Origin of the sequence: Duganella phyllosphaerae (genome assembly GCF_001758785.1) — a bacterium.
Lineage (GTDB): Bacteria > Pseudomonadota > Gammaproteobacteria > Burkholderiales > Burkholderiaceae_D > Rugamonas > Rugamonas phyllosphaerae.
The window spans coordinates 1-6794 of the sequence record NZ_LROM01000053.1 but is presented as its reverse complement, the minus strand read 5'-3'; the positions used below and the strand labels follow the sequence as shown (position 1 = coordinate 6794).

At 68.9% G+C, this 6794-nt stretch carries 5 protein-coding genes; 2 read left to right on the top strand and 3 right to left on the bottom strand.

Annotated features, from left to right (window positions below):
• The first annotated feature begins 274 nt into the window (after positions 1-274).
• Complete coding sequence (locus DUPY_RS04840; protein WP_070246710.1) at positions 275-748, top strand: disulfide bond formation protein B; 474 nt, start codon at positions 275-277, stop codon at positions 746-748.
• Complete coding sequence (gene prmC, locus DUPY_RS04835) at positions 745-1587, top strand: peptide chain release factor N(5)-glutamine methyltransferase (RefSeq protein WP_070246709.1); 843 nt, start codon at positions 745-747, stop codon at positions 1585-1587. Before DUPY_RS04840 ends, prmC begins: the two co-directional genes overlap by 4 nt.
• On the opposite strand, the gene DUPY_RS04830 is transcribed toward prmC, so the two are convergent.
• From DUPY_RS04830 to DUPY_RS04820, 3 genes are all read right to left on the bottom strand, one after another.
• Positions 1562-2662 (bottom strand): hypothetical protein, encoded by a 1101-nt coding sequence (locus DUPY_RS04830; protein ID WP_070246708.1) that lies wholly within the window; start codon positions 2660-2662, stop codon positions 1562-1564. The two genes, prmC and DUPY_RS04830, sit on opposite strands and share 26 nt — an antisense overlap.
• Positions 2659-3465 (bottom strand): response regulator transcription factor, encoded by an 807-nt coding sequence (locus tag DUPY_RS04825; protein WP_084640545.1) that lies wholly within the window; start codon positions 3463-3465, stop codon positions 2659-2661. Before DUPY_RS04825 ends, DUPY_RS04830 begins: the two co-directional genes overlap by 4 nt.
• Positions 3466-3638: 173 nt before the next feature.
• Positions 3639-6794, bottom strand: a 3156-nt coding sequence (locus DUPY_RS04820) for an Ig-like domain-containing protein (RefSeq protein WP_141749423.1), incomplete at its 5' end; no start/stop codon positions are given.

Sequence of the window (6794 nt, the reverse complement as noted above, 5' to 3'; positions counted from 1 at the left end):
CGGTTGACGGTTGACGGTTGACGGTTGACGGGTTGACGGGTTGACGGGTTGACCGGTTGACCGGTTGACGGTTGACGGTTGACGGTTGACGGTTGACGGGTTGACGGGTTGACGGGTTGACCGTTGACACGCTGGCGCTTGTCCGTTGCCGCTATGTTCGCGGCTATCGTTGGTTTTTATCTCTGCAATCGTTTAAGAGCCTGCTAAGGCCAAACCAGCAACTTTGTGCGAGAATCTGCGATTCTGCCACCGCCCCAACCTGACCGGAACCACCATGCACCAATCCCGCCCCCTGCTGTTGTCCATCGCCGCCGCCAGCTTCGGCCTGCTCGGCGTTGCCCTGTACCTTCAGCACGGGCTCGATATGCTGCCCTGCCCGCTGTGCGTGATCCAGCGCTACCTGTTCCTGGCGATCGGTATTGCCGCCCTGGTCGGCGCGTTCATCAGCAGGCCCAAGCTCGGCGCCGGCGTGGCCTTGCTCGCTGCGCTCGGCGGCCTGTACACCGCCGGCAAGCACCTGTACGTGCTGGCCAACCCGGGCCTGTCGTGCGGCATCGATCCGGTCGAAACTTTTCTGAACAAAATCCCGACCGCCACCTATTTGCCGTTTTTGTTCCGCGCTGATGGCCTGTGCGAAGACGCCACCGCGCCGTGGTTCGGCCTGTCGATACCGCAATGGGCGTTCCTGTGGTTCGCGCTGTTTACCATCGCCCTGGTCTGGGCGCTGATCCGCCGCAGCCGCGCATGATCGCAACGGTTGCAGACATCACCGCCGGCGTCACCGTCGGCGCCTTGCAGCGCCAGGCGCTACTCGACGCGCTCGACTGGCGCGTGCTGCTGTGCCATGCGTTGAACACCAACCGGGTGGGCCTGATCACCGGCTCCGAGCGCACCCTGACCGATGACGAAGCGCAGCGCTTCGGCGCCCTGGTGCAGCGCCGCCTGGCTGGCGAGCCGGTGGCCTACCTGGTGGGCCAGCGCGAATTCTTCGGCCTGCCGTTCGCAGTGAGCGGCGCCGTACTGATCCCCCGCCCCGACACCGAACTGCTGGTGGAGCTCGCACTCGACCGCTTGCCGCGAGGCGGCCGCGTGCTCGACATGGGCACCGGCAGCGGCGCGATTGCCGTCGCGCTGGCGCACACGCGGTCCGATGCCGACGTCACCGCGCTCGACGTCAGCGCCGACGCGCTGGCGGTTGCCCGCCGCAACGCCGAGGCCAACGGCGCGCACGTGACGTTCCTGCACAGCGACTGGTTTGCGGCCCTGGCCGACAACGCGCCGTTCGACGTCATCGCGTCCAATCCGCCGTATATCGCCAGTGGCGACCGCCACCTGTCCGAGGGCGACTTGCGCTTCGAACCGGTGGGCGCGCTGACCGACCACGCCGATGGCCTGTCGGCCTTGCGCACCCTGGTGGCCGGCGCCCCGGCGCACCTGGCACCGCAAGGCTGGCTGCTGATGGAGCATGGCTACGACCAGGCCGATGCGGTGCGCGAGTTGCTGCTTGCGGCCGGTTACACCGAGGTGCAAAGCTGGCGCGATATCGCCGATATCGAGCGCGTCAGCGGCGGTCGTCGGTCGCTGTAGTCATCCTCTGCTTCACCAGGCGACGCGCGGCATCGAGCAATTGCTGTGCCGGCGCCGGCTTGAACAACACCACATCGAACGCTTGCGGCCGCGCCGGGGGCAGCAGCGCGTGCAGCAGGCGCGGCGCGCGCTCGTGCGCGTGCGCGGACGCGTCGTCAGCGTCGGCATCGGCGCAGATCACCAGCGCCGGCAAGGCGCCGTTCAGTTCTGCGGCGTCGTAGCACAGCGTGAAGCCGGCGCTGTCGAATACTTCGGTCAGGTAATCGCGCATGGCTTCGTGCGGCTCGCACAACAGTACAGTCAGGCCGTCGCCGAAAGGCACTGGCGGTTCGTCGCGCGCAGAAAACGGCGGCGGGGGCATGGCTAGCTCTTCATCTGCCGGCGCGGCGATGATCACGAACCCGAGCGCGGCGCCAGCCTGCTGCAGGCAACTGCCCATGGCGCGCACCAGCTGCGCCGCCAGCACCAGGCCCGGTGCGATGTCGTCGCGCTCGAGCGTGGTTGATACATCGGCCCACATCACGGCCTGCCCGGCCCCACCTGCAATGACAGTGCCGCTGCCACGATGAGCACGGGCGCCGCTGTCGGCTACGTCGTCATGGGCGACTGTGTTGCTGTCGCTGCCAGCGCCATTGCAGGTGCGGAAAGCCAGCACCAGCGCGCCATCGCCGGCCGCTTCGACCTCCAGCGCCAGCGGCACGCCAGCGTGCAGCGCTACCCGCTCCAGTACCTGCGCCAGCAAACGCGCATCGAGCAGCGCCAGGCCCGGCAGCGACTGCGGGTCATGGCGCACGCCATGGGCCTGCATCAGCGCGTGCAGGTAGGCCGGCGCCGGCGCCAGTTCGGGCGGCGTCACTTCGTAGCGCGCGCACGCGCACAAGTCGCCCAGCCAGGCCAGCTGGCGCTGCGCCAGCGCCACGATGTCGTCCAGTCCGGCGCCGCGGGCGCGCGCAGCGATCTGCGCCAGCGGCGTGCGCAGGTCGTGGTTCAGACGCGCCAGAATGCTGGCCCGTGCCCGCAGCGGCGCGTCGGCGCCAGGATCAGGGGCAGGATCAGATACAGCCGCGGGCCTCATGCATCCCCCACCGCGCGCCGCACCGACTGCCGGTAGGCGGTGGGCGTGGCTTCGGCGTGTTCGCGGAAGGCGGTGGCGAAATTGGCGGCGCTGCGAAAACCGGTCTGCTCGGCGATCTGCTGCACGCTCATGTCGGTATCGACCAGCAACTGTCGCCCGCGCATCATGCGCGCCTCGGCCAGGTAGGCGAACACGGTGATGCCGGCCTGCTGGCGGAAGGCCTGCGACAGCCGCTTTTCGTACGTGCCCAGCGCGCGCGCAATGCCGGCCAGGGTGAGCGGCGCGGCCAGGTTGTCGTCGATCAGGCGCATGGCGGCATCGGTCATGACGGCGTCGGGATGCGGGTGAAAATGCGGTTCTGGATGGAGCTGGGAAACGTTCGCAGCCGGCGCCGGGGCCGGCTGGACCATCGTGGCGGCCACCACGGCCACGGCGGCGGCGGCGCGCATGCAGGCCAGCTCGAGGTGGATGCGCACGCGCGCGAACACCTCGGCCGGATGATAGGGCTTGGTGATGAAATCGACGCCGCCCATGGCCAGCCCGGCCACCCGTTCGTCGGGATCGTCGAGGGCGCTGAGGAACAGCACCGGGATATCGCGCGTGACCGGGTCGGCCTTGAGCAGGCGGCACGCGGCAAAGCCGTCCACCACCGGCATGCGCACGTCGAGCAGGATCAGGTCGGGCGGCTGGGCCAGCGCGCTCTGGTAGCCGGCAGCGCCATCGGCCGCGCTGCGCACGTGGTAAGACTGGCGCCGCAGCAGGTCGGTCAGTACGCGTAGTTCCTCCCGCTCGTCGTCGACGATCAGGATACTCGGCCGTACTTTTTCTGAGGCGGTAACGGAGTAGATGGCGCGCTCCCGGTGGGGAATACGCGCCGATTATACACAGCCTGCCTGGTGAATTTCACCAGCGTTGTCGCATTTATCGCGTCCGTCTCTTCCAGCAAAAGTTTTTTCTCCTGGTTCAAAATATCAAGCTACCAGTAACCGACCAGGGTCAGTCCGTCGCCACCGCTCTGGACGCCGACCAGGGTCGCATCGACCACCAGTTGCGCCACCATGTCGCTGCGGCTGTGGTTGTCCAGGTAGGTGTCCCAGCGCGCCAGCGTGGCGGCGTCGGGCGCCTTGTCGGTGGCATTGAGGAAGATCCGGGTCACGAATGCGGCATCGTCGAGGGCGCCATACAGCTGCTTGAACTCGACCGACTCGGTAAAGCCCCTGGCCAGCGCCGCGCCGGTAAGGTTGGTGCCCAGCCACTCCTGGAAGCCGCGCAAGTCGCCCGCGCGGTCGAGCGTGAGCTGGTACAACATGCCGATTTCGCGCAGGTTCGCGGTGGCGGCCTGGGTAAAGCCGAGGTCCACCACCTTGCCGTCGAACTCGCCGAGCTCGACCTGGCGCACGGTGTTCATGCTGCCGGCGCCCTGGCCCACCATCACGTCGGCGCCGTTGGCGCCAGCGCTGACCTGGTTGCCCAGCACCACCTTGTAGCTGGCGGCGGTGCCGGTAAACACGGCGGTATCGGTGCCGTCGCCGCCCACCAGCAGGTTGGCGCCGGTGCCGGCCACCAGCCGGTCGTTGCCGGAACCGGCGATCCAGCCCTGCTCGGCGGTCAGCATCTGGCCCCCCAGCGCCATGCCGTCGGCGGTCCACCAGGCGGCCTTGTGGGCGGCGCTCTGGGCGATATCGGACAACACCGCGGCGCGCAGGTTGAGGTCGCCAGGCGCGGCGTCCAGCCGCGCCACGAAGCCCGACAGTTCGCTGGCGGTCGGTTCGCGATCGAGGGTGTTGCGCAGCAGCGTGGCGACGAAGTCGGCATTGCCGAGCTTCATCACGCCATTGCGCGCCTCGACCTCACCCAGGAAGCCGGCGGCATACTGCGGCGCCGTCAGGGCGAGCTTGCTCCAGTTGGTCAGGCCGTCCAGGTCGGGCGCGCGGTCGAACGCGGCGTGGTACAGCAGCGACAGCGTTTCCAGGCGCACCGCGTCGGCGGCCACAAAGCCGAGCCGGTCGATATTCAGGTTGAGCTCGGACGTGGCGATGGTTTGCGTGGCGCCAAGCAGGGCCGCCTGGTGAGTGCCCTGCACCGTGCCGTCGGCCTTGAGCATGAAGCGCCACTGGCCGCTGTCGGTGCGGCCGCCCTGCAGCACGTCGTTGCCAGCGCCTGCCACCAGCACGTCGTTGCCGGCGCCGGCAAACAGGATATCGTCGCCGTCGCCGCCGTCGAGGTGGTCGTTGCCGCCGGCCGTGCCCAGGATGTCGTTGCCGCCGTTGCCGTACAGGGTGTCGTTGTCGAGGCCGACGGTGAGCGTGATGTGCTGGGCGGTGTCGTCGCCGATCAGGAAGTTGCTGCCCTGCCCGCCCTGCACCCGCGCCGTCCCGATGATGGCGCCGAAGTCGAGGTTGTCGATCTGCAGGCCCACGCCGGACAGGCTGCGGGTGTCGATCACCAGCGCGATCTCGGTATCGGGATCGACTGCGGCAGTCACGCCGGCCAGGGCGCTGGCGCGCAGCCCCTGCGCGGTGACCAGGGTACCGGCCTGCACCGACGTGTCGCCGGCGATCAGCAGCCAAGTATTGTCGATGGTGCTGTTGCCGGAGACGCGCAGGGTGCCGTTCTGTTGCAGCTCATTGGCATCCTGCGTCGCCAGGAATTCGCGCGCCTGGGCTTCCATCGCGGTGCGGGTATCGCTGACGATGGTGTGGTCGTCGATCCGGCCGATCAGGTCGGTAGCCGCCATGGCGCCGCCCAGCAGCGCCGAGGGGCCGGTGGACTGGAAACCCGTGCCCACCGGCAAGCTGACGGTCAGGGTGCTGCCTACGCCGTCGGCATTGGCAGCGATGCCGAGCGGAATATCGGCCAGCGTGGGGTGCGGCGTGCCCGCCACGTCGTCGCGACCAATCGCCACCAGCGGCACGGTCACCGTGCGCGAGACCAGGCCGGTGCGATCGTCAACGCCGGTCTCGGTGACGATGCCGACACCATCGACCGTGCCCAGCTGGCCGCTGCCGACCGGCAGCACCAGCGGTGCGGTGGCGCTGTTGGCATTGCCGGCGGCGTCGGTAAACAGCTGGCCCGGTACGCCGATCGAGACCGACGCGGCGCCGGTCGGGGTGAGCGTGGCGGTGTAGGTGGTGCCGCTGCCGCTGAAATTGGACAGCGTGCCGCCGCTGACCACGATGTTTGACAGGTTGAGCACACCTGGGTCGCTGAGGGTGAAGGTCAGCGTGGCGCTTTGTCCCTCCACCAGCGCGGCGCTGCTGGCGATGGTCACGGTGGGCGCAATGGTATCGACGACGTAGGGCACGCTCTGGGCGGCGCTGACATTGCCGGCAGCGTCGACCACGCGCACCACCAAGGCGCCGCTGGCGTTGGTGGGCAGGGTCAGGCCGTCCAGGCTCCAGGCCTGGCCGCGCAGGATGGCCGGGATAAAGGTCAGGCCATTGTCGATCGAGACCTGCACCACGTCGCCGCTGGCCGGCGGCGCCGACAGCGTGCCGCTGAGCGACTGGCGCGGGTTGTTGGTGACCAGGTCGCCGGGGGTGCCGGTATCGGTGGAAAACAGCACGGCGCCGGTGGGTGCCGGCGGCGCCACGGTGTCGATTTGCAGCGCCGGCAGGCTGGCGCTGGCGCCGGTGTTGCCGGCGACATCGCTGAATCCCGCGACGGCAATCGTGGCGGTGCCGGCCGGTACGTCGGCTGGGGGCGTGAAGGTGGCGGTGTACACCAGCGGGTCGGCGGTTGCCGTGAGCGGACCCAGGGTGCCGCCGGTGACGGCCACGTTGGCCGGCGTAAAGTCGGCCGGGGCGCTCGAGAAGGTGAAGGTGATGGTGGCCGGCGCCACGCCATTGGCCACCGCCACGTTGCTGGTGATGGCGACGGTGGGCGTTTCCTGCGCGAGCACGTAAGCGTTCGCAGTGGCGGCGCTGGCGTTGCCCACGGCGTCGATCACGCGCACTTGCAGCACGCCGCTACCGGCCAGCGTGTGGTCGAGCGACCAGCCGGCGCCGGTGTTGTCGATAACGGCAGCCTGCCAGGTGGCGCCGTTGTCGAACGAGACCTGCACCGTTTCACCAGCAGCCAGCGGCTGCGACAGGTTGCCGCTGACGGTCTGCTGCGCCACCGCCGTGACCAG